This window comes from Leucobacter sp. USHLN154, assembly GCF_037145595.1.
GTDB classification, from domain to species: Bacteria; Actinomycetota; Actinomycetes; order Actinomycetales; family Microbacteriaceae; genus Leucobacter; species Leucobacter alluvii.
In genome coordinates this window covers 100,507-122,961 of record NZ_JBBCXF010000003.1, presented here as the reverse complement: position 1 = coordinate 122,961, position 22,455 = coordinate 100,507, and the positions used below count along the sequence as shown (strand labels likewise).

Below are 22,455 nucleotides of genomic sequence, written 5' to 3'. Positions count from 1 at the left end.
TCAACGAACGGAGAAATGCACGATGAGTGAATCGGTGGTCCTCCCCGCACTGGGCGAGAGTGTGACCGAAGGGACGGTGACGCGCTGGCTCAAGAATGTCGGCGACTCCGTCGAGGTCGATGAGCCCTTGCTCGAGGTCTCGACCGACAAGGTCGACACCGAGATCCCCTCGCCTGTCGCCGGCGTCGTCGAAGAGATCCTGGTGCAGGAGGACGAGACCGCTGAGGTCGGTGCCGTGCTTGCGAAGATCGGCGACGGCAATGGCTCGGCGGAGGCGGCACCAGCAGAAGAGCCTGCAGCGCCCCAGGAAGCGGAGCAGTCTCCTGAGCCCGCTGCTGAATCGGCTCCCGCGTCTGAATCGGCTCCGGCGTCTGAGTCGGCTTCGGAGCCAGTGTCTGCGCCCGCATCCGAAGCGGCGGGATCCGAATCGCCGTCCGGCGACTCGCAGAGCATCGTGCTTCCGTCACTCGGTGAGAGCATCACCGAGGGCACCGTCACGCGCTGGTTGAAGAGCGTGGGCGACTCCGTAGAGATCGATGAGCCCTTGCTCGAAGTGTCGACCGACAAGGTGGACACCGAGGTTCCTTCTCCGATCGCCGGCGTGCTGCAGGAGATTCTCGTGCAGGAGGACGAAACGGTCGAGGTCGGTGGAGAACTCGCTCGTGTGGGAAGCGGCGCAGCCGCTCCTGCCGCGGAGACCGCCCCCGCAGATGAGCAGCCTGCGGACGATTCCGCTGCGGAACCGGCTGAAGAACCGAAGCCGGCTGCCGAATCGGCATCCAGCGCTGAGGCTCAGACCAGCGCACCGTCGGAGTCGGCACCTTCCGAGGCGTCGCCTGCGCAGGCGGCTTCCGCGCCGGCTGAGACGCAGGGCACCGCCGGCTACGAGAAGCCGGCTCCGGCTGATGAGCAGGCCGGCGCAGCCACCGAGGCCCCGGCAGCACCGGCACCAGCAGCGGGAACCGCGTCAGGTTCGGCCGATTCGAACGCGGGGTACGTCACCCCGATCGTGCGCAAGCTCGCTCACGAGCGCGGCGTGGATCTGTCTTCGCTCAGCGGTTCGGGCGTCGGAGGCCGCATCCGCAAGGAGGACGTGCTGGCTGCCGCTGACAGCGCATCGTCCGCTCAGCCTGCCGCTGCAGCTGAGCCCGCGAGTGCAGCGCCTGCTCCCCAGGTCTCGGAGCTACGCGGCACCTCGCAGAAGATGAGTCGCCTGCGCAAGGTCATCGCCGAACGCGCCGTCGCGTCGCTGCAGGGCACCGCCCAGTTGACGACGGTCGTCGAGGTGGATGTCACCCGCATCGCGAAGCTTCGCCAGGCGAAGAAGGACGAGTTCCTGGAGAAGACGGGCTCGAAGCTGTCCTTCCTGCCGTTCTTCGCTCTCGCGGCGGCGGAAGCACTGCAGACGTACCCGATCATCAACGCGACGGTCGATGGTGATTCCATCACCTACCCGTCGACGGAGAACATCAGCATCGCCGTCGACACCGAGCGCGGACTGCTCACCCCGGTGCTGCGCGATGCCGGCTCGAAGAATCTCAGTGAGATCTCGGGCGAGATCGCTGACCTCGCGGCGCGCACCCGAGACAACAAGCTGACCCCGGATGAACTCAGCGGTGGCACCTTCACGCTGACGAACACGGGATCGCGCGGCGCGCTCTTCGACACGCCGCTCGTCTTCCTCCCGCAGGTAGCCATCATGGGTACCGGTGCGGTCGTCAAGAAGCCCGTGGTCGTCTCCGGACCGGAGGGCGACTCGATCGCGATCCGCTCGACCGTGTACCTGGCCCTCTCGTACGATCACCGCATCGTCGACGGCGCAGACGCGGCGCGCTTCCTCACGCAGGTGCGCGAGCGCCTGGAGGGCGGCCAGTTCGAGGCGAACCTCGGCATCTAACCGTGCCGCCCCTGAGGGGTCGCGTCCGTCATTCCTGATGGTCGCGGCCCCTCCTTGGTGTTGCGGGGGCGCTCCTCGGCCGCCACGGGCTCGGTCACGCGGTTGTCAGCGGGCATCGCGCCCGCGGGCCCCGGACCTTCCGCGGCCGGTCGCTTCACGGCTGGCGTGATGCGGCGCTCCACCGCTTCGCCGAGTAACTCGCGCGCGGTGTCGAGTCGCCAGCCCGCCCCGCGGGAGGCGAGGTCGATGATGGCTTCGTTCACCGCGTCGAGCAGCAGCTTCGTCGCGCCGACGGTGTCAGCTCGTTCGATCATGCGCGCGAGCTCGTGACGCGGAACGCCGATTGCAGCGCACCCCGCGTCGTGGCCTCGCGCGCGGTGTCGGGCTTCGGCGCCGTCGGGCACCCCGCACCGGCCGACCGCCCGCCGACTGAGCCCCGCCTCGCTCCACTCGAGCAGCTCCCCCGCGAGTCGAGCCGCGGCGCCCGCTCGGCGATGCGCCTCCCCCGGTTTCGTGCGCACTGATGCACCCTCCTCTCCGCCCCGCCGAGCGAGGTCCGGCTCGTCGCGCGAGGTCTTCGCCATCAGTGTTCCGGCCCTGAGTGTGCCCGTTCGGCTGTGCGCTCCATTCTGTGAATAGACGCGCCGCCCGCCGCTTCGGGGTCCACTGTGAGCGAACGCGCGCCCTCAATGTCCGAGCCGGGTCATTCCTCACCTCCGCGACGCGATATCCTGGATGCATGGCAGCAGAAAAGGCGAAGCGCAGCGGACGTATTCGGCAGATGTTCGAGATCTACCGCACCACCAAGGTGCACGATACGAACCTGCCGTGGATCCTGCTCCTGTGCTTCGTGGCGCCGATTCTGGTGTCCGTACTGCTCGCCTGGCTGCTGCCCGGCAGCTGGTTCGCGTGGATCCTGTGGCCGGTCACCGGCATCCTCGTCGGCATCCTCCTCGTGATGATCGTGCTCGGCCGTCGCGCGGAGCGCACTGCGTACGACCAGATCGAGGGGCGACCCGGCGCGGTCGGCGCAGTCGTGCAGAGCGCCCTGCGCCGTTCATGGCGCGGGTCCGAGACCCCGATTGCGATCAACCGGAATCAGGACGCCGTGTACCGCGTGGTCGGCCGCGGAGGGGTCGTCCTGATCTCCGAGGGCTCGCGCCAGCGCACGCAGCGCATGGCAGCCGATGAGGAGCGGAAGGTGAAGCGGGCGCTCCGCAATGTGGAGGTCGTCCACCTGTATGTGGGTCCCGACGGCGACGGCATCCCGCTCTCGAAGCTCTCCCGCACGCTCGTCAAGCTGAAGCCGGTCATGAGCCGCAACGAGGTCGGGGCGGTCTACACGCGTCTGTCGTCACTGCAGAGCTCGCCGGTCGGCATTCCCAAGGGCATGGACCCGAACCGCGTTCGCTCGCAGCGCCCTCGCTGATACATGCCGTCCTCAGCTCCCCAGCGTTTCGGCGAACTCGAGCCGAGCCAGTGGCCCGGCGAACGGCTCGGGCTCCCAGACGAGGGACCAAGATCGGTGGCGCGGGTGGGTCGGCGCGTCGTGGCGATCCTCATCGACTGGGGCCTCGCAGCGCTTCCCGCCTACCTGCTCATCGGCGGCGCCCACCCGGAACTGTGGAATGTGCTCGTGTTCGCCATCCTGCAGATCGTCTTCATCCCGACGATCGGCGGGTCGCTCGGCCATCGCATCGTGGGGCTTCGCGTTGTACCGCTCACCGGCGGGTGGGTCGGGCCGTGGAGGCCGATCGTCCGAACGGTGCTCCTGTGCCTCGTCGTCCCGGTGCTCGTCTGGGACTCGGATCAGCGTGCGTTCCACGACAAGATCGCCGGAACCGTGCTGATCCGGTCCTGACACACCCGTATCTCGAGGCATCGTGCATCGGGTCCGCGTAACCTCCGTGAAACACACGACTCATGGTTTTGAAATCAAGGTCCCCTAAGGTGGAGATACACGATCGGCGCGGTGAAGATCCGATATCCGCGGCCGGAACGAACCCGAGGAGCAGAATGTTCACCACCCCGCAGGAAGTCATCGACTTCATCAAGGACACCGATGTGAAGTTCGTCGACATCCGTTTCACCGACCTGCCCGGGGTGCAGCAGCACTTCAACATCCCGGCTGCGACGGTCGACGAGGACTTCTTCGAAATCGGCCAGATGTTCGACGGCTCCTCGATCCGCGGGTTCGCGGGCATCGCTGAATCCGACATGCAGCTCATCCCCGACGTCTCGACCGCGTACCTTGACCAGTTCCGCGCAGAGCGCACGCTGATCGTCATCTGCGACATCTTCAACCCGCGTACCGGCGAGATCTATTCGAAGGATCCCCGTCAGGTCGCGAAGAAGGCGGAGCAGTACCTGGCGTCCACCGGCGTCGCGGACACGGCGTTCTTCGCCCCTGAAGCCGAGTTCTACATCCTCGATTCGGTCCGGTACGAGACGACTCCTCGCCGCACGATGTACGAGATCGACTCGGAAGAGGCGAGCTGGAACTCCGCGCGCGAGATCGAGGGCGGCAACCTCGGCAACACGACGCACGAGAAGGGCGGCTACTTCCCCGTCTCCCCCGTCGACAAGCAGGCGGATCTGCGCGACGACATCTCGCTGCGACTCATCGAGGCAGGCCTGAAGCTCGAGCGTTCCCACCACGAGGTCGGCGCTCCCGGCCAGGCCGAGATCAACTACCGCTTCGACACGCTCGTCAAGGCGGCGGATGACGTGCTCAAGTTCAAGTACGTGGTGAAGAACACCGCTGAGCTGTGGGGCAAGACCGCGACCTTCATGCCGAAGCCGGTCTTCGGCGACAACGGCTCGGGCATGCACACGCACATGTCGCTGTGGAAGGGCGGCGAGCCCCTCTTCTACGACGAGAACGGCTACGCCCAGCTCTCCGATATCGCGCGCTGGTACATCGGCGGGATCCTCCATCACGCCCCTGCGCTGCTCGCGTTCACGAACCCGACGATCAACAGCTACCGTCGCCTGGTCAAGGGCTACGAAGCCCCCGTGAACCTCGCCTACTCTGCCGGCAACCGTTCAGCAGCGGTGCGCATCCCGCTCACCGGGTCGAACCCGAAGGCCAAGCGCATCGAGTTCCGGGCGCCCGATGCCTCGGGCAACCCGTACCTCGCCTTCGCCGCGCAGATGATGGCCGGGCTCGACGGGATTCGCAACCGCATCGAGCCGATGGACCCGATCGACAAGGATCTCTACGAGCTGCCCCCGGAGGAGGCCAAGAACATTCCTCAGGTGCCGGGCTCGCTGGAAGAGGCGCTCGCCGCGCTCGAGGCGGACCACCAGTTCCTGCTCGAAGGTGACGTGTTCACCGAGGAGCTCGTCGAGACCTGGATCTCGTTCAAGCGCGATGCTGAGATCGCCCCGATGGCGCTGCGGCCGCATCCCTTCGAGTTCGAGCTCTACTACGGCGTGTAACGCTCGCGAGGCGCTCGTACGGCGGCCCCGCTCCTGATCATAGGAGCGGGGCCGCCGTGTGCGTTGCGGAGGTGTCGTGGACGCAGAAGCGCCCCGGCTCGCGTGCGGCGATTCGGGGCGCGATAGAGCGGCGCGACGGCTGTGTCGCACCGGTTCGAAGGGACTAGGACTCGAGTTCGTCCTCGAACTCGGCGCCGTCTTCAGCGAGCAGCGCCTCGAGGAACCTTTGCAAATACTGCATAACGATCAGGTTACGCTTCCGGTGAGGTTTGCGCGAGCGTTTTCGGTGAACGGTGTCCGAATTCCGTCTGGCTTGTCGTCGTTCGGCGCTGTCGAGCGACGTCCGATCATGTCACGGTGAACCGAGGAGCATCCTCGTATCCGAAGAACTCCCGTTCGAAGACGGCGCGCGCCCGGCGAGACACTGCGAACCACCGTTCCTCGAGTTCAGACGTGTGCGTCCGGGACATGCCGAGTACGCCCGCGATCCCCGCCAGGTCGTTCCAACCCGTGGGCAGTGAATTCGAAGAGCGGCCGGTCCACAGCTTCAGTGCCGTGCGCACCCGGCTCGCGAAGCGCCAAGAATCGAGCAGGTGTTCGATGTCGTCTTCCCGCAGGAGGCCGACCTCGCCCGCCGCCTGGAGGGCCGCGACCGTCGACACCGTGCGCAGCGCAGGGTGCTCTGCGCCCGAACGCAATTGGAGAAGCTGCACCAGCCACTCGACATCGCTGATTCCGCCCGGACCGAGCTTCAGATGCCGCTTGGGATCGGCGCCGCGCGGGAGACGCTCCGCCTCGACGCGCGCTTTGATGCGGCGCACCTCGCGCACCTGTTCTTCGGCGAAGTGCTGAGGGTATCTGATCTCATCGGCGAGCGACACGAAGTCGGCGCCCAGGCGCGCGTCGCCTGCTACCGGTCGTGCGCGCAGGAGCGCCTGCGCCTCCCAGGTGACCGACCAGCGAGCGTAGTAGGCGCGATACGCGTCGAGACTCCTGACCAGGGGTCCGTTCTTGCCCTCGGGCCGAAGATCGAAATCGAGATCCACCGGGAATCGAGGATCGGCGACCGCTCGCCGCAGCTCGGAGATCAGCCTGGTCGCTTCCCGGGAGGCGCGGTCGCTCGCAACGTCCGGTGGTGCACGGAACACGGCGATGAGGTCGATGTCAGACGCGAAGCCCAGCTCCCGCCCTCCGTACCGACCCATGCCGATCAGCGCCAGCTCGATCGCGGGCGGCGCCTCACCGCCCGATTCCGAGTTCGCCGGAGCTCTGCCGTACGGGGCTGTGCCGCCGCGCACCGAGAGCAGCAGGGCGTCGAGGAGGGCCGTGTGCGCCGCGTCGAGACCGGCGGCGACCGCGACATCGTCGATCACCCCGACGATGCGCCCCATGGCGAGTCGCAGCACCTCTCGGCGATGCACCGCTCGAAGCGCGACCGCGGCGGAATCGATCCCGGCTCGCCGCGAGGCGATGGCCCGCATCTCGTCGAAGAGCGTCTGCAACTGCATGGGTTGCAAAGATTCGTCACGCTCGAGCCACGCGACGGCCTCGGGGATGGATTCGAGGAGTTCGGCGGCGTACCTGGAGTTCGAGAGCACTCGGGTGAGGCGCTCAGCGGCCTCGGTGCCGTCGCGAAGCAGTCGCAGATACCAGGGGGTCTCACGATTCGCCTCGCTCACCCGGCGGAACGCGAGCAGTCCGAAATCCGGGTCGGTTCCGTCGGAGAGCCACTGGAGCAGCACCGGCATCAGGTTTCGTTGGATCATCGCTCGCCGGGACGTGCCCCGCGTGAGCGCCGCCATATGGCGCATAGCGCCATCGGGATCCCGGAAGCCCACGCTCGCGAGGCGCGCCCGCGCGGCGTCGCTGCCGAGCACGAGCTCCTCCTCCGGGAGGGACGCTACGGCGCTGAGCAGCGGCGCGTAGAAGATCTTGAGGTGCAGTTGGCGCACCTCTCGCTTTCTCGCCGACCACCGGGAATGGAGCTCAGCGGCCGACGGCGCCAGGCCGGTCGCGCGAGCCAGCACTCGGAGTTCGTGATCCTCGGTCGGCATCAGCGCCGTGCGGCGCAGGTCGCGCAACTGCAGACGGTGTTCGAGCACGCGAAGGAAACAGTAGTCGGACGCGAGGCAGTCGCCGTCGCTGCGCGCGATGTACCCGCCGTCCACGAGTGCTCGCAGTGCCGGCAGCGTGCCGGCGACGTGCAGGCTCTCGTCGTACTGGCCGTGGACGAGCTGCAGGAGCTGCACGCTGAACTCGATGTCGCGAAGGCCGCCGGGTCCGAGTTTGAGCTGCACGTCGAGTTCTTCATCGGCGATGTGCTCGGTGACGCGTTCGCGCATGCGCTGCACGGACCCGACGAAGTCCTCCCGCGACGACGACGTCCACACCAGCGGGCGCGTGTCTGCGACGAAGGCTGCGGCGATCTCCAGGTCGCCCGCCAGGGGGCGCGCCTTGAGCAGCGCCTGAAACTCCCACGCCTTCGCCCACCGATCGTAGTAGCTGCGCATCGAGCCGAGAGTTCGCACGAGCGGCCCGTGCCGGCCCTCGGGCCGCAGGTTCGCGTCGAGCTGCCACAACGGCGGTTCGATCGCCGGATCATGGATGCCTCGCATCACCTCGCTCGCAAGACGCGTACCGAGACGGATGAGGGCGTCGCCGTCGAGGGCATCGGCATTGCTGCTCTCGACGACGAAGATGACGTCGACATCTGAGACGACATTCAGCTCGCCGGCGCCGCACTTTCCCATCGCGATGATTCCGAGCTGCAGGGCATCCAGTCGTTCCGGCGAAACGGCCGGGCCAGATGCACCCGCTGCGAGCGTCGCTCTCGCGACGTGCAGCGAGGCATCGATCGCAGCTGCTGCGAGGCCGGAGAGGGACTCGGCTACCGCCTCGAATACGCGCTCCGCCCGCCCGTCACGCCCGGCGTAGAGATCGAAGAGCATGAGCTGCGCGAGCAGCTCGCGGTAGCGCGTGCGCAGCGCGATCCACCCCGCCTCTGCGACGAGCGGCTCTGCGGTGTCGTCATCCGACACCGCCCGCAGCAGTTCCTCACGCGCGTCATCCGCCGAGATGACCGCTCCACCCTCGTGCAAGATCTCAGGAAGCCGGGCCGGATGCCGCGTGAAGAAATCCCCCAGTGCGGGCGACGCGCCCACCAGTACGCAGAGCCGTGCGAAGTCGTCGAAGTCGATGGCCGCGAGCACGTCGCGGTGCTGTTCCGAGAGCTGCCGCACGCGATGGAGCGCCGCGTCGGGATCGGCTGCGGCTGCGAGCCCGGAGAGCAGCGGAGCGATCGGTTGCGCCAATCGCTCTGCCAGTTCCGACAGTGCGTCCCGTGCGTCAGCCAGATCCTGGAATCCGGCGCGGGCGATCTCCGACAGAGTGACGGTGAAATGCTCGCGTGCCATTCGTCCAGCGTAGACCGATCAGATGGTGTCGAGCATCGATGAGAGCTCGTACGGCGTGACCTGGCTGTGGTACTCGGTCACCTCGCGGCGCTTGTCGCGGATGAAGTAGGCGAATACCTGCTCCCCCAGCGTCTCCGCGACCAGCTCCGAGCGCTCCATCACTGCGAGGGCGTGGTCCAGGCTGGCCGGCAAGGGATCGAAGCCCATGGCGCGGCGTTCCCCGTCGCTCAGCGCCCAGACGTTGTTCTCGGCCTCCGGCGGAAGCTCGTACTCTTCACGAATACCCTTCAGGCCGGCGGCGAGCAGCATCGAGAACCCGAGGTACGGGTTCACAGCGCTGTCCATGCCGCGGTACTCGACGCGCGCCGCGTCGCCCTTGCCCGGCTTGTACATCGGCACGCGCACGAGCGCCGACCGGTTGTTGTGGCCCCAGCTGACGAACGACGGCGCCTCGTCTCCGCCCCAGAGCCGCTTGTACGAGTTGATGTACTGATTCGTCACGGCGGTGATCTCGGGCGCGTGCCGCAGGAGGCCGGCGATGAAGCGGCGCCCCGTCTGCGAGATCTGGTATCTGGCGCCTGGATCGTAGAAGGCATTCGTGTCGCCCTCGAGCAGCGAGAGGTGCGTGTGCATGCCCGACCCGGGTTGCCCGGCGAGCGGCTTCGGCATGAACGTCGCATGCACTCCCTGCGCGATCGCGACCTCTTTGACGACCGTGCGGAAGGTCATGATGTTGTCGGCCGTGGTCAGCGCGTCGGCGTACCGCAGGTCGATCTCGTTCTGCCCCGGGCCGGCCTCGTGGTGGCTGAACTCGACGGAGATCCCGAGTTCCTCCAGCATGTTCACGCTCTCGCGGCGGAAGTCGTGCGCCGTGCCGCCGGGAACGTTGTCGAAATAGCCGGCACGATCCACCGGTACCGGACCGCGGGCGTCGAACTCCTTCGACTTCAGCAGGTAGAACTCGATCTCGGGATGCGTGTAGAAGCTGAACCCCTGCTCCGCGGCGGTCGCGAGCGTGCGCTTGAGCACGTTCCGCGGATCCGCGACGGCCGGTTCGCCGTTCGGGGTGCTGATGTCGCAGAACATGCGGGCAGTCGGAGACGTCTGGCTGCGCCACGGCAGCAGCTGGAAGGTCGACGGATCGGGCACCGCGAGCAGGTCCGACTCGTACGCGCGCGTCAGTCCCTCGATCGCAGAGCCGTCGAAACCGATCCCTTCACTGAACGCTCCCTCGACCTCGGCGGGCGCGAGCGCGACCGACTTGAGCGTTCCCGAAACATCGCTGAACCAGAGTCGAACGAACCTGACACCGCGCTCCTCGATGGTGCGCAGAACAAAATCGCGCTGCTTGCTCACGCCTACTCCGTTCGTCGTTGCTGTCTGCGGGCACGTCGCGCGCGAAATACGCGCTCCGGCTCCGCCGATGGCCACAGACTATCCCCTGACCGTGACAATCGTGTTACGGCGTGATCAGTCCTCGGCGGCTTCCTCTTCGCGCCATTTGCGAGCTCGCTCGGCGACGATTTCCTCAGCACGTGCGGCTTCTTCGCGCGTCGCGAACGGGCCGATGCGATCGACCGAGAGCGACTGCGGCCCGTCCTCGACCTGACCCGTGCGGGTATTGAACCAGAACGTGTCGGCGGGGTCCTCGATTCCCCACTCCTGCTTGCTCATGTCGGCCTCCACTCAGCGCTCGCGCGCACTCGATGACGTCTGCGTTCGGCTCCGCCTCCCGCACTTCCTAGACTAGAGGCATGCCCTTCGACGCACACGGACACCTGATCCCCGGTTCCCGACCGGCGCCCCGCGCTGTTCCGAGTGCGATCACCCGACCGCCGTACGTCGGCCTCGCTGCTCCGCCCGCGTATGAGGGCGACAACACCTACACGAGCGACGAGGTGGACCGCATCCGAGCCGCGGGTCGCATCGCGGCAGGAGCGCTCGATGCGGTTGCGGAGGCGGTCGCGCCCGGTGCGACCACCGCAGCGCTCGATCGAGTCGCGCACGAGTACGTGACGGCTCACGGCGCTTACCCGTCGACTCTCGGGTACCGCGGGTATCCCGCGTCGTCCTGCACGTCGGTCAACGAGGTGATCTGCCACGGCATCCCGGATGACACGGTCCTGCGAGACGGCGATCTCGTGAACGTCGACGTCACCGCGTTTCTCGACGGCTTCCACGGCGACACCAATCGCACCTTCCGCGTCGGCCGAGTGTCGGAGGAGGTCGACCTGCTCGTCGAGCGCACGCACGAGGCGATGATGCGCGGCATTCGCGCCGCGAAGCCCGGACGCGCGGTGAACGTCATCGGCCGCGTGATCGAGACGTACGCCAAGCGCTTCGGTTACGGAGTCGTCCGTGATTTCACCGGGCACGGTGTCGGCTCGGCCTTTCACACCGGACTCATCGTCCCGCACTACGACTCGGCCCCCGCCTATGGCGACATCATCAAGCCGGGCATGGTGTTCACGGTGGAACCCATGCTCACGCTGGGAACTCACGAGTGGGAGCAGTGGGACGACGGCTGGACGGTGGTGACACGGGATCGGAGTGTGACCGCGCAGTTCGAGCACACGGTGCTCATCCGAGAGGACGGTTTCGAACTGCTCACCGTGTCCGACTGAAGCCGGAGAGACGGGAGCCTCGGACGACGCACCCGTGTGCTGTGCAGTGGAATGGGCCGGATCATACGCCGGGTTCTGTTCCGGCCGGCGAACCGGCCGGTGACGATCATCTCTCTCGGAGTACCGTTGCCGGCACTCTCTAGCGGCCTACCCGAGGACTCGGCGGGGCGCGTCATCATCCTCTGTCTGGCCTTGCTCCGAACGAGGTTTACCTGGCCGCCCGTGTCACCACGAACGCCGGTGGTCTCTTACACCACCCTTTCACCCTTACCGAGCGCGGCGAACCACGCCAGGCGGTCTACTCTCTGTTGCACTTTCTCGCGGGTTGCCCCGGGTGGGCGTTACCCACCGTTCTCCCCTGAGGAGCCCGGACGTTCCTCGGCGGTCCCGCTGCCGAGGCGGCGGAACCGACGCGATCGTCTCACCGACCCATTCCAGAGAACAGCTTACTCGACGCGCCCTACTCCTCGTCGACGCGCACGAGAATCGCACCCGTGCCGGGGCAGAAGACGATCTCGTCGGGAGCTGCGGCACGGATTCCGCTCAGCTCGGCGGGAGCGAGCGCCATATTGCTGGCCTCTGAGACATTTCCGCGAAGATGCGCCGCGCCGATCCCGACGCGCTTGCGCAGTTCCTCGTACAGGCCGAGCACGTCGCGCTGCAGTTCGGCCGCGACGCCGGCGCGCTCCTCAGCGTTCGACGCCAACTCGCGATCGATCCGCTGCTCCGCCTCCGAGATACGGGCTTCGATATCGGCGCGTCGCGCGTCGACTCCTGCGAAGAGCTCCTCGGCCAGCGAGAACGCCTGCAGTGCGCGTTCCTGCGCCTCCATGAGTTCGAGTTCGCGATCCTCGAGCTCCGACTGCCGGCGGGTCAGCGTCTCCAGTTCGGCTTGGAGCGCCTGCGCCTCCTTGCTCGAGGTGCTCGCCGCGAGCAGCTGCTCGTCACGGTCGCGTCGCTGCTGCACGAGCGCGACGTCGGCCTCGATGCGCTCCAGGTCAGCATTCTGCGTATCGAGCTCGCGCTGCGCCGCCATGTACTTCGCTCTCGCGTCGGAGGCGTCGCCGCTCAACCCGATGAGTTCAGCCCGCTCGGGCAACGTCGCGCGCTTCCGCCGCAGACGGGCGAGCGTGTTGTCGAGGTCTTGGAGATCGAGCAGGAGTCGCTGCTGCCGCGGGCTGGCCTTCATGGGTGCCAGCCTACCGGCCCCGCCGGGTTCCGGCTCTCACGCCTGGCGGGCGCCGACGGAGAACGTCCACGGGTCGGTGCAGATGCCGCTCACGCGGAACTCGACACCGGGCAGTCGCTCGGCGAGGCGGTCGGCCGCTCCGTCCAACCACAGCGATTCGCTCGCCCAGTGCGCGACGTCGACGAGAGCCGGCCCGCCGGAGACAGCACCCGTTTCGACGGTTTCCTGCGCCGGGTGGTGCCGGAGATCGGAGGTGAGGTAGACATCCGCTCCGCGGACAGTTGCGTGATCGAGCAGGCTGTCCCCCGCTCCGCCGAGGAGCGCGACGCGCTGCACGGAGCGATCAGGATCTCCCGAGACCCGCACCCCCGAGACCGTGGCCGGCAGCGCAGCTGCGACACGATTCGCGAACGCCCGCAACGATTCAGGCGACTCGAGCTCACCGATCCGCCCAATGCCGATCGACGGGTCCGACGCGTGCGGCACGATCGGCGAGCTTCCCATGAGACCGAGCCGCTCGGCGATGACGTCGGAGACGCCGCCGGCCGGCTGATCGGCGTTCGTGTGCGCGGCCAGCAGTGCGCAGCCTCCGCGGATCAGCCGCGCGATCAGCGCCCCCTTCGCCGTGTCCTCGGCCAGGGAGTGCACCCCGCGGAGCAGCAGCGGGTGGTGCGTGAGCAGGGCGTCGGCACCCCATTCGATCGCTTCCGTCACGGTGGCGTCGACCGCATCGACCGCGAGGAGCACTCGGCGCAGCGGTGCGGCGTCTGCGCCGGAGACGAGACCGACGCGGTCCCACCCCTCAGCGATCTCCCCCGGCCACAGCTCCTCCGCGACCGCTCGCAGATCGGCGAGCTCGAACGATCGTTGCGTCTGGGACATGCGGTTACCTCCTCAGCAGCTTCCGCGCGATGACATTGCCGAGCAGCTGCACGATCTGCACGATGATGATGATGAGCAGCACGGCGGCCCAGGTCACCCACGGGTTGAACTGCCGGTACCCGTACTGCAGCGCGAGGTTTCCGAGCCCGCCGCCCCCGATCACGCCGGCCATCGCGGTCATATCGACGACGGCGATGAAGGCGAAGGTGTACCCGAGCACGACGGGGCCGAGGCCCTCGGGAATCAGCACCGTCAGTATCGTTCGCCACGGGCCGGCTCCCATGGCGCGCGATGCTTCGATGACGCCCGGAGGCACGGTCAGCAGATTCTGCTCGACGAGTCGGGCGATGCCGAAGGTCGCGGCGAAGGTCAGCACGAAGATGAGCGCGCGATCACCGATGCCGGTTCCGACGACGACGCGGGCGAGCGGCTGGATCGCGGCAATCAAGATGACGAATGGAATCGGTCGGAAGAAGTTGACGAGGAAGTTCAGCACCACGTAGACGCCGCGGCTCTGCAGCACCCCGCCCTGACGCGTCACCGTCAGCAGCACGCCCAGCACGAGCCCGAGCACGCCGCCCAGGCCCATGGCGATGACCACATACGTCAGCGTCTGAATCGTCGCTTCGAGGAACTTGCCGTTGGAGAGCAGTTCGATGAGATTGTCCATTACGCCAGCACCTCCAGAGCCGTCTCCTGCGCGAGCGCCGCGATCGCGTGCTCGACCTTCAGATCGTCGCCGATGAGTTCGAGGGTGAGCTTGCCGAAGCTCCGCCCGCCCACATCGGTGATGCCGCCGTGCACGATGCTCACGCCGACGCCGCGTTCGGCGAGAGTGCGGAACACGACGGGCTGATCGACATCGCCATCTCGGAACGTGAGCGCGATGAGCCTGCCGCGATGCCGTTCTCGCAACTCGTCGAGCCGTTCGGCCCGCGGCTCGGTCGGCAGCGCCGTCGCGACGAACCGCTTCGTGGTCTGCGACTGCGGGTCGGAGAACACGTCGAAGACGTCGCCCTGCTCCACCGCGCTGCCGCTGTCCATGACGGTGACGCGGTCGGCGATCTCCCGCACGACCTCCATCTCGTGCGTGATCAGAATGATGGTGATGCCGAACTCGGCGTTCACCCGTTTGAGCAGCGCGAGCACCTCCCGCGATGTCTGGGGGTCCAGGGCGCTCGTGGCCTCGTCGGCGAGCAGCACGCCCGGATTGGTCGCGAGGGCGCGGGCGATGCCGACGCGCTGCTTCTGGCCGCCGGAGAGCTGGTCGGTGAACGCGCCGCTCTTCTCTGACAGGCCGACGAACTCGAGCAGTTCCGCGACTCTGCGCTTCCGCTCCGCAGCCGACACGCCGGCCACCACCAGCGGATACTCGACGTTCTTCGCGACGCGCTTCGAATGGAACAGGTTGAACTGCTGGAAGATCATGCCGATGCGGCCGCGCACCTCGCGCAGTTTCGACTCGCGAAGCGAGGTGATCTCGTCGTCGCCGACGAGGATCCGCCCGTCGCTCGCGTGCTCCAGCCCGTTCACCAGGCGCAGCAGCGTGCTCTTACCCGCACCGGAGTACCCGATGATGGCGTGGATCTCGCCGGAGGCGACGTCGATCGTCACATCGTCGACGGCGACGACGGGCGCGGCGTTGGCGCCCCGCCCCGGGTAGCGCTTGGACACGCCGATCATCTGGACGCGGGTCATCGCGTCTCCTTTCGGGTCTCATAGCAACGGGGCGCTCGGAAAACCGAACGCCCCGATCCTATGCGGAAACAGCGAGCCGATTCAGCCCTTGCTCTCGGCGATCTGCGCCTCTGCGTCGTCCTGGATCTCCTGCAGCTCAGCAGCCGGGGTGTCGAGCAGGATCGCGGAGTCGCCCGAGTTCTCAGCGACGCCGGCCTGCACCTCTTCGTTGGTCTGGTAGATCTCGATCAGCTTCTTGAACGTCTCGTTGTCGGCGTCGTCGGCGCGCGCAGCGAAGATGTTGATGAAGTACTTCGCTCCCTCGTCGCTCGGATCGTCCTGGTAGAGGGCCTCGGAGAACTCGAGGCCGGCGTCGGTGACGAAGTCGTTGTTCACGACCGCGGCATCGACATCGGCGAGCGACGTCGCCGTGAAGGATGCATCCATCTCCGTGACCTCGACCTTGGACTTCGCCGCGTCCACGTCGTCGGGCGTCGAGAAGAGTGTGCCGCCATCGGAGAGCTCGATGAGCTCGGCCGACTGCAGCACGTTCAACGCACGGGCGCGGTTGCTCGGATCCGACGGGACTGCGACGGTGCCGCCTTCCGGAATGTCCTCGAGCGCATCGTGCTTCGTCGAGAACACCGCGAGAGGGTAGATCGCGGTCGCGCCGACGGATACGAGGTCGTCGTCGTTCGACACGTTGTAGTCGGCGAGGTACTGGATGTGCTGGAACTGATTCAGATCGAGTTCGCCTTCGGCCAGCGCCGGGTTGGGCTGGTTGTAGTCGGTGAAGTCGATCAGCTCGACGGTGATGCCCTCGTCGGCGGCGGCATCCGTGAAGGTCTGCCAGTACGGATCGCTTGCTCCGACGACGCCGATCTTGACCGTCTCGGAGCCTTCGCCGGAGTCGGCAGCATCGTCGGACGCGCCGGTCGAGCACCCGGCGAGAACGGTGGCGGCGGCGAGAGCGCACGCCGTGAGCGAGGCGGCGAGAGTGCCGCGCTTCGTGAACGTCATAGTGTTCCTCAATGTAGGGATTGGGGATGCGGGCCGTCAGCCCGCGGGGTCGCATCCCAGGATGTGCGACGGACGCCGGGCTCCGAAATCCGCCTGTCACACAGCGTCATGCGCGCGCCGGGCGCGTTCGCCGCACGCCCGTGGGATACTGGAGGCGAGACGTCGAACGTCTCCGGCGGGCAGGCCGATCCCTCGTGTACTCCTCAGGAAGGAACCCTCCGTTCACATGAACCAGCGTGCTGACGATCACCTCGAAGCGTGGAAGGCGAAGCAGGAGCTCGCAGAGCGCATGATCCCGCTCATCGGCCAGCTGTACCGGGACCACGACGTCGTCATGTCCGTGCACGGTCGCAGCCTCGTCGGCCGATCGCCCATCGACATCATCCGGGCCCACAGCTTCGCCCGGAAGATCGATGACGTCGAACTGCCGCTCGTCGAGACTTCGGCCATCGTGACGGCTCTGGCGCGCATTCAGCCCGGTCCCGCCTCCGTCGACCTCGCGCTCCTCGCCAAGGCGTTCCGGGATTCGGGCAGCGACGATCTCGACGCGTATCTGCGCGAGACCCTGCCCGCCGCGGATGCCGCTGCAGGCGGGAGCGGCACCGACGTCGTTCTCTACGGTTTCGGCCGGATCGGCCGCTTGCTCGCCCGCATCATCATCGAGCACACGGGCAGCGGCAACGGCCTGAATCTTCGGGCGATCGTCGTGCGCCGCGGCGCCGAGAACGACCTCGAGAAGCGCGCGAACCTGCTGAAGCGCGACTCGGTCCACGGCCCCTTCAACGGCACCATCAAGGTGCTCGAAGACGAGAACGTCATCCTGGCGAACGGCGTGCGGATCCAGGTGATCTACTCGAACGACCCGGCGAGCGTCGACTACGGCCAGTACGGCATCGAGAACGCGATCCTCGTCGACAACACGGGCCGCTGGCGCGACGCCGACGGACTCGCGCAGCACCTGGAGAACCCCGGCATCGCGCGCGTGCTGCTCACCGCACCGGGCAAGGGCGAGCTGCTGAACGTGGTCTACGGCGTCAATCACGGAGCCATCAGCGATGACCAGCGGATCCTCAGCGCCGCTTCGTGCACGACGAACGCGATCACCCCCGTGCTCAAGGTGCTCAACGACCGCTTCGGCGTCACGCGGGGGCACGTGGAGACCGTGCACTCGTACACGAACGACCAGAACCTCACCGACAACTTCCACAAGGGCGCTCGACGTGGTCGCTCGGCAGCCCTCAACATGGTGCTGGCCGAGACCGGTGCTGCGAAAGCCGTCGCGAAGGCGCTCCCCGAGTTCGCCGGCAAGCTGACCGGCAACGCGATCCGAGTGCCGACGCCCGACGTGTCGATGGCCGTGCTCAACCTGCAGCTCGAGCGGGAGACCAGCCGTGAAGAGATCAACTCCGCCCTGGAAGAGGTCTCGCTGACCGGAGCGCTGCGCACGCAGATCGATTACGTCGAGTCGGACGAGATCGTCTCGACCGATTTCGTCGGCTCCAACCGCGCCGGCATCGTCGATGGCCTCGCGACCATCGCGACTGGAGACAGCGCGGTCGTCTACGTCTGGTACGACAACGAGTACGGCTACAGCTGCCAGGTCGTGCGCATCATCGAGCACCTCGCGGGTGGCCACCCGGTCCACCTTCCGGTACTCGAGAGCTGAGTCGCTCGCGGCCCTGCTCACTCGAACATCAACGGAGAGAAAGGACAGATCATGTCTGAGAAGTACCTCATCGGAGTCGATGGATCCGAGCAGAGCAGGGTCGCGCTCGCCTGGGGCCTCGCGCGAGCCACGGAGCGCGGCGCCGCCGTGGAGCTCATACATGTGGCGGACGACTCGTTCCTGTCCGAGAGCGTCGCGTTTCTATCGGAAGCGCAGCAGGCCTCTGAGCAGATGCTGCAGGCCGAGACGGTCTACGCCCGCGAGCTCGGCTTCACCGGCACCATCACGGGAACCGCCGTCGTCGGGCACCCGATCGCCGAGATCGAGGCGGCGTCGAAGCGGGCAGACCTGGTGGTGCTCGGCGCGCACCAGGGCGGGCGTTTCTCGGGTTCGTTCTTCGGCACGCGCGCGGTGAAGGTGGCTGCTACCGCCCACTGCCCTGTCGCCGTCATCCCCCAGACCGAGACGCGACCGAACGCCCCCGTGGTGGTCGGCGTCGACGGGTCGGAGGCGTCCAAGCGGGCGATCGCTTTCGCGTCCGAGCAGGCGTCCCTGCGAGAGGTTCCGCTCGTCGCCGTGTACGCGTGGATGCCCCCGCTCACCCCGGGACTCGAGTACCTCTGGAGCGAAGAGCTGGTCGAAGCTCAGCGCGCCGCGGCGGAGGAGGCGATCGCCATCGGCGTCGCCGGCATCGCACATCGATACCCGGATCTCGAGGTGCGCCGCGAGATCATCCAGTCGTCGCCGGTCGCAGCCCTGGTGCAGGCAGCCGAGCACGCGGAGCTGCTCGTGGTCGGAAGCCGCGGCCGCGGCGGGATTTCACGACTGCTGCTGGGCTCGGTGAGCCACGGCGTGCTCCAGGCGCTGCCGTGCCCGGTCGTCATCACCCGTGGATAGCGCACCGTCTCAGGAACAGGAGCCTGCACCGATGAACGAAGTACGGGTCGAGTGCGTGACGACTCAGGGCACGATCCTCGTCGATCGCGGCGGTGCTGAGCCGGAGGCGTTTCCCATCGAGAACAACGTATGGATCGTCGGGGACGATGAACAGGTCGTCATCATCGACGCGAGCCATGACGCCGGCGCGATCGCCGAAGCTGTCGGCGATCGCGAGACCCTCGGCATCCTCCTCACGCATGGTCACAATGATCACGTCAATGCTGCGGTCGAACTCGCCCAGCGCCTCGACGCCCTGATCCACCTGCATCCCGATGACCTGTTCCTCTGGAGCGAGACGCACGGCGACCGGCTTCCCGACATCGAGCTCGCCCACGCCGCTTCGTTCATGGTCTCGGGTGTGGAGCTGACGACGCTCCACACCCCGGGTCACACGCCCGGCTCCGTCTGCTTCGCCGCGCCCTCGCTCGAGACGGTCTTCTCCGGGGACACGCTCTTCCAGGGCGGTCCCGGCGCGACCCGGTGGGAGTACTCGAGCTTTCCCGAGATCATCGATTCGATCAGCACACGGTTGTTCCCGCTCCCCGGCGAGACATCCGTGCGGCCCGGCCATGGAGCAGGGACCACGATCGCATCGGAGCAGCCCGCCCTCGAGAACTGGCTGGCGCGCGGCTGGTGAGATCCACCCGGTAGTCTTGCTGGGTCGCCGTGACGCGGCAGTACTTCGGCGTCGCGCACGTCGCTCCGCACACTTCCGGGAAGGCGTCTCTCGATGACCCACCTCACGCCGCTTCGCCGCGGATTCGCGCTCTTCGCACTCGCGCTCGGCGGTTTCGGGATCGGCGTGACGGAGTTCGCGACGATGGGGTTCCTCCCGGAGATCGCCCACGACCTCCTGCCGGGTTTCGCCGAGTCGCCCGACACGGTCATCGCGCGAGCGGGTTGGCTGATCACCGCCTATGCGCTCGGCGTGGTGGTCGGCGCACCCACCTTCGCGGTGCTGGCCGCCCGCATGTCGCAGACGAAGCTCGCCTTCCTCCTCCTGGGGCTCTTCATCCTCGGCACGATCGCCTCCGTCTTCATGCCGACGTTCGGATCGCTCGCGATCGCGCGCTTCATCGCTGCGCTGCCGCACGGCGCCTACTTCGGCGTCGCGTCGCTTCTCGCCGCTCGCATCATGGGCCCGGGAATGCAGGGCAGAGGGATCGCGCTCGCCCTCTCGGGCCTGACTGTCGCCAATGTCGTCGGCGTTCCGATCGCCACATGGATCGGCCAGGTCGCTGGATGGCGCTGGGCGTACGTGCTCGTCGCGGTGATCTTCACCGCGACGCTCCTGCTGTGTGTCGCCTTTCTCCCCCGCTTCCCCGGAAACCCGTCGCGCAGTGCCATGCGCGAGCTCTCGGCACTCCGCAACTACCGACTGTGGATCATGATCGGTGTCGGTGCCATCGGGTTCGGCGGGTTCTTCGCCGTGTACTCGTACATCGCCGAGGTCACGACGCGGCTCACGGGGCTTCCGGAGGCGGCGGTGCCGTGGGTGCTGGCCGGTCTGGGCCTCGGGATGACCATCGGCAATCTCGCGGGCGGCTGGGCGAGCGACAAAGATCTCACCCGCACGATCGTCTTCGGCTTCAGCTCGTTCATCGCCGTGCTCATCGCGTACGCCTTCGTCGCCTGGCATCCCGTTGGGCTCATCGTGACGACGTTCCTCCTCGGCGTGACGTCGTCGGTTCTCATGCCGTCCATCCAGTCGCGCCTCATCCGCGTCTCAGGGGAAGCGGCGCTTTTCGGAGCCGCCATCAACCATGCCGCGTTCAACGTCGGCAACAGCCTGGGCGCATGGCTCGGAGGACTCGCCATCGCCGGGGGCCTCGGCTATCTCGCACCCGGCTGGGTCGGCGTCGCGCTCGGCGTCATCGGCATGGCGCTCGCACTCGCCGGGATCGCCGTCGAACGTCGTGACAAGGCGCGAAACCTCGACACCGTCGGCGTCGCGGTTCCGCGCTAGCGCCGCGGAGCGGGCGGCGTGCCGTCGCCGAACGGCTCTCCGCCCAGACGCTCGCGCCCGTGAGGGGTCTCCCAGTTCGAGAGGTCGGGTCCGAGTGGCACGATCCGCGTCGGGTTGATGTCCGAGTGCGTGGCGTAGTAGTGCTGCTTGATCTGCGTGAAATCGATGGTGTCGCCGAAGCCGGGCGTCTGGAAGAGATCTCGTGCGTACCCCCAGAGGTGCTCCATCTCGCTGAGTTTGTTGCGATTCGCCTTGAAATGCCCGTGATACACCGGATCGAAGCGCGCCAGCGTCGTGAAGAGGCGCACGTCGGCCTCCGTGATGGTGTCGCCCATCACGAACCGGCGCGTGGAGAGACGCTCCTCGAGCCAGTCCATCGCCGTCCACAGCCGCTCGTACGCGGCGTCGTACGCCTCCTGGCTGCCCGCGAAGCCGCAGCGATAGACGCCGTTGTTCACCTCCGTGAAGATCCGCTCCATCACCGGCCACATCTCGTCGACGAGCTTGACGGGCAGCAGGTCGGGAGCCCCGGGCCGGTGGAACTCGCGCCATTCGGTCGAGAAGTCGAGCGTCATCTGCGGATAGTTGTTCGTCACGACGCCACCGCTCGGCACATCGACGATCGCCGGCACGGTGATCCCGCGCGGGTACCCGGGGAACCGCCTGAAGTAGTGCTCCTGCAATCGCTCGCTGCCAAGCACGGGGTCGCGGCCATCGGGGTCGAGATCGAAGGTCCAGGACCGCGCATCGTGCACCGGCCCCGGCTTCCCGAGCGAGATGACGTCTTCAAGTCCGAGCAATCGCCGCACGATGAGCGTGCGATTCGCCCACGGGCAAGCCGCGGCCGCGATGAGGCGGTACCGTCCCGGCTCGACCGGCCACGCTTCCGCGCCCTCTGAGAGTCCGAAGCCGAGCGAGCCGATCTTCGACTCCGGCGGGGCCGGCAACGCGGCCACGGCCTCCGGGTCGGCGACGATGCGATCCTCGATGTACTGAGTGTCGCGCTCGAAGGCGCCTCCGGTCACGTAGCTTCCCATGGACGATTCGGATGATTCGGACGATGCGCTCATCGGTTCTCCTCTGGTCGTGCTGTCGATGCTAGGGGCGTTCGGCTGAGGGCAGCGTGTGGAAGCGGCGATCCACGTACACCATCGGATCAGCGGCATCCCCGAACACGGCTCCGAGCACCTCGGCGACCACGACCACCGAGGATCCGACGCCGAGCGTGTGGAGCGGGCGGCAGCGCAGCGCGACTCGCGAGGCAGGCAGGTACGGCTCGCCTGTGGCGAGAGACGACCACCCCTGCGCGGCGGTGAAGCGCTCAGCGCCCGACACGGCGAACGCCTGCGCGACCTCCGCGTGACGCGAGTCGAGGAGATGCACGAGATGCGTGTCGGCGCTCAGCACGCCGCCGGCGCTGCCCGTGGCGCGCGTGACGGAGAAGGCGATTGCCGGCGGATCGATCCCCACGGAGGCGACGCTGGAGGCCGTCAGCCCCACCGGCCCATCCTCCGTCATCGCGGTGATGAGCGCGACGCCGGCAGGGTGTTCCCTGAAGGCCTGTTTCAGCGCATCCGCGCCGGTGACCCCGCTCGCGTCGAATCCCACCGTTGCATTCTCCGGGGCCGAACTCATGCGCACCGTGCCTCTCTCAGACTCAACGGAATGCGAACGCACCCCGACACCGATCCCAACGTATCGTGCGGCCGGTTCATTCCGTCGCGCCGCTGGCCTAGGCTGT

At 67.3% G+C, this 22,455-nt stretch carries 20 protein-coding genes and 1 other RNA gene; 9 read left to right on the top strand and 12 right to left on the bottom strand.

Annotated features, from left to right (window positions below):
- Positions 1–22: 22 nt before the first annotated feature.
- On the top strand, positions 23–1,897 hold the full coding sequence (gene sucB / locus WFH23_RS06680; protein WP_336662011.1) for a 2-oxoglutarate dehydrogenase, E2 component, dihydrolipoamide succinyltransferase: 1,875 nt from the start codon (positions 23–25) through the stop codon (positions 1,895–1,897).
- On the opposite strand, the gene WFH23_RS06675 is transcribed toward sucB, so the two are convergent.
- Complete coding sequence (locus WFH23_RS06675; RefSeq protein ID WP_336662010.1) at positions 1,894–2,481, bottom strand: hypothetical protein; 588 nt, start codon at positions 2,479–2,481, stop codon at positions 1,894–1,896. The two genes, sucB and WFH23_RS06675, sit on opposite strands and share 4 nt — an antisense overlap.
- A gap of 155 nt (positions 2,482–2,636) precedes the next feature.
- On the opposite strand from WFH23_RS06675, the gene WFH23_RS06670 reads away from it, so the two are divergent.
- The 3 genes from WFH23_RS06670 (at position 2,637) to glnA (WFH23_RS06660) (ending at position 5,338) form a co-directional block, all read left to right on the top strand.
- Positions 2,637–3,326: a DUF4191 domain-containing protein gene (locus WFH23_RS06670; protein ID WP_090148789.1), complete on the top strand. Its 690-nt coding sequence runs from the start codon at positions 2,637–2,639 to the stop codon at positions 3,324–3,326.
- A 3-nt stretch (positions 3,327–3,329) separates the two neighbouring features.
- Positions 3,330–3,758, top strand: coding sequence for an RDD family protein (locus WFH23_RS06665; RefSeq protein WP_211648345.1), 429 nt, complete (start codon positions 3,330–3,332; stop codon positions 3,756–3,758).
- A 155-nt stretch (positions 3,759–3,913) separates the two neighbouring features.
- On the top strand, positions 3,914–5,338 hold the full coding sequence (gene glnA / locus WFH23_RS06660) for a type I glutamate--ammonia ligase (protein ID WP_090148784.1): 1,425 nt from the start codon (positions 3,914–3,916) through the stop codon (positions 5,336–5,338).
- Positions 5,339–5,685: 347 nt separating this feature from the next.
- Here the strand turns inward: glnA (WFH23_RS06660) and WFH23_RS06655 are convergent, their stop codons facing one another.
- From WFH23_RS06655 to WFH23_RS06645, 3 genes are all read right to left on the bottom strand, one after another.
- Positions 5,686–8,751, bottom strand: a complete 3,066-nt coding sequence (locus WFH23_RS06655) for a bifunctional [glutamine synthetase] adenylyltransferase/[glutamine synthetase]-adenylyl-L-tyrosine phosphorylase (RefSeq protein ID WP_336662009.1) — start codon at positions 8,749–8,751, stop codon at positions 5,686–5,688.
- Between the two features lie 18 nt (positions 8,752–8,769).
- Positions 8,770–10,107 carry a type I glutamate--ammonia ligase gene (gene glnA / locus WFH23_RS06650; RefSeq protein ID WP_090148778.1) on the bottom strand — a complete coding sequence of 446 codons (1,338 nt, stop codon included), beginning with the start codon at positions 10,105–10,107 and terminating at the stop codon, positions 8,770–8,772.
- Between the two features lie 114 nt (positions 10,108–10,221).
- Positions 10,222–10,425, bottom strand: a complete 204-nt coding sequence (locus WFH23_RS06645) for a methionine aminopeptidase (protein WP_176698323.1) — start codon at positions 10,423–10,425, stop codon at positions 10,222–10,224.
- An 80-nt stretch (positions 10,426–10,505) separates the two neighbouring features.
- On the opposite strand from WFH23_RS06645, the gene map reads away from it, so the two are divergent.
- Positions 10,506–11,375, top strand: a complete 870-nt coding sequence (gene map / locus WFH23_RS06640) for a type I methionyl aminopeptidase (RefSeq protein ID WP_200328933.1) — start codon at positions 10,506–10,508, stop codon at positions 11,373–11,375.
- 48 nt (positions 11,376–11,423) lie between these two features.
- Here the strand turns inward: map and rnpB are convergent.
- From rnpB to WFH23_RS06610, 6 genes are all read right to left on the bottom strand, one after another.
- Positions 11,424–11,807: RNase P RNA component class A (gene rnpB / locus WFH23_RS06635), an RNA gene on the bottom strand.
- Between the two features lie 28 nt (positions 11,808–11,835).
- Positions 11,836–12,564, bottom strand: a complete 729-nt coding sequence (locus tag WFH23_RS06630) for a zinc ribbon domain-containing protein (RefSeq protein ID WP_336662008.1) — start codon at positions 12,562–12,564, stop codon at positions 11,836–11,838.
- 36 nt (positions 12,565–12,600) lie between these two features.
- Positions 12,601–13,446: a Nif3-like dinuclear metal center hexameric protein gene (locus WFH23_RS06625; protein ID WP_336662007.1), complete on the bottom strand. Its 846-nt coding sequence runs from the start codon at positions 13,444–13,446 to the stop codon at positions 12,601–12,603.
- A gap of 4 nt (positions 13,447–13,450) precedes the next feature.
- On the bottom strand, positions 13,451–14,116 hold the full coding sequence (locus tag WFH23_RS06620) for a methionine ABC transporter permease (protein WP_090148763.1): 666 nt from the start codon (positions 14,114–14,116) through the stop codon (positions 13,451–13,453).
- Positions 14,116–15,144 (bottom strand): methionine ABC transporter ATP-binding protein, encoded by a 1,029-nt coding sequence (locus tag WFH23_RS06615; RefSeq protein ID WP_336662006.1) that lies wholly within the window; start codon positions 15,142–15,144, stop codon positions 14,116–14,118. Before WFH23_RS06615 ends, WFH23_RS06620 begins: the two co-directional genes overlap by 1 nt.
- 81 nt (positions 15,145–15,225) lie before the next feature.
- On the bottom strand, positions 15,226–16,143 hold the full coding sequence (locus WFH23_RS06610) for a MetQ/NlpA family ABC transporter substrate-binding protein (protein WP_090148757.1): 918 nt from the start codon (positions 16,141–16,143) through the stop codon (positions 15,226–15,228).
- Positions 16,144–16,369: 226 nt separating this feature from the next.
- Here WFH23_RS06610 and WFH23_RS06605 point away from each other — a divergent pair, with 226 nt between their 5' ends.
- The 4 genes from WFH23_RS06605 (at position 16,370) to WFH23_RS06590 (ending at position 20,714) form a co-directional block, all read left to right on the top strand.
- Positions 16,370–17,809, top strand: coding sequence for a glyceraldehyde-3-phosphate dehydrogenase (locus WFH23_RS06605; protein ID WP_336662005.1), 1,440 nt, complete (start codon positions 16,370–16,372; stop codon positions 17,807–17,809).
- Positions 17,810–17,860: 51 nt separating this feature from the next.
- Positions 17,861–18,706 (top strand): universal stress protein, encoded by an 846-nt coding sequence (locus WFH23_RS06600; RefSeq protein ID WP_090148752.1) that lies wholly within the window; start codon positions 17,861–17,863, stop codon positions 18,704–18,706.
- Between the two features lie 31 nt (positions 18,707–18,737).
- Complete coding sequence (locus tag WFH23_RS06595; RefSeq protein WP_336662004.1) at positions 18,738–19,385, top strand: MBL fold metallo-hydrolase; 648 nt, start codon at positions 18,738–18,740, stop codon at positions 19,383–19,385.
- A gap of 93 nt (positions 19,386–19,478) precedes the next feature.
- The gene (locus WFH23_RS06590; RefSeq protein WP_336662003.1) at positions 19,479–20,714 is read left to right on the top strand and encodes an MFS transporter; all 1,236 of its coding nucleotides are present in this window, start codon (positions 19,479–19,481) and stop codon (positions 20,712–20,714) included.
- Here the strand turns inward: WFH23_RS06590 and WFH23_RS06585 are convergent.
- Together WFH23_RS06585 and WFH23_RS06580 are read right to left on the bottom strand one after the other, a co-directional pair.
- Positions 20,711–21,784 carry a glutathione S-transferase family protein gene (locus tag WFH23_RS06585; protein WP_336662002.1) on the bottom strand — a complete coding sequence of 358 codons (1,074 nt, stop codon included), beginning with the start codon at positions 21,782–21,784 and terminating at the stop codon, positions 20,711–20,713. The two genes, WFH23_RS06590 and WFH23_RS06585, sit on opposite strands and share 4 nt — an antisense overlap.
- Positions 21,785–21,812: 28 nt before the next feature.
- Complete coding sequence (locus WFH23_RS06580; RefSeq protein ID WP_200328945.1) at positions 21,813–22,349, bottom strand: flavin reductase family protein; 537 nt, start codon at positions 22,347–22,349, stop codon at positions 21,813–21,815.
- Positions 22,350–22,455 lie beyond the last annotated feature (106 nt).